This window comes from Treponema sp. R6D11, from assembly GCF_054786075.1.
Genome location: NZ_BDHD01000779.1, coordinates 1 through 528, shown reverse-complemented (window position 1 = coordinate 528; position 528 = coordinate 1). Strand labels below are relative to the sequence as shown.

Here is a 528-nt window from a genome sequence, read left to right as displayed (position 1 = left end):
ATTATCATCATTATGACGATGGTCGTCGTCTCCGGCCTTCTCAGGTTTATCCAGGAATTCCGAAGCGGAAACGCCGCGAAACACCTTTCCGAGATGGTAGAAACCACGGTCTGCGTCGCGAGAAAATTTCATGACGAAGAATCGGGCGACACGATTTCCGAAAAAAAAGAAATCCCGATGGACGAAGTCGTCGTGGGGGACATGGTTTACCTCGCGGCCGGCGACATGGTTCCGGCGGACATGCGTATAATTACGGCGAAAGACCTTTTTATAAGCCAGGCCTCCCTTACGGGCGAAAGCGAACCCGTTGAAAAATTCGCAAGCCCCGCGATAAGCGCGAGTAAAAATCCGCTTGATTACAAAAACCTCGCCTTTATGGGAACAAACGTAATCTCAGGCTCCGCGACCGCGGTCGCCGTTACCGTAGGCGACGACACGTACCTCGGCTCCATCGCAAAACAGCTTCAGACAAAGGCGCCGCCCACAAGTTTTGAAAAAGGGGTAAGTTCGGTATCATGGGTTCTTATC

At 51.9% G+C, this 528-nt stretch carries 1 protein-coding gene; it reads left to right on the top strand.

Annotation, left to right across the window (positions count from 1 at the left end; all coding sequences use genetic code 11):
* A partial coding sequence (locus ACYVTD_RS16050; RefSeq protein WP_461248683.1) for a P-type ATPase occupies nucleotides 1-528 on the top strand: 528 nt, incomplete at both ends.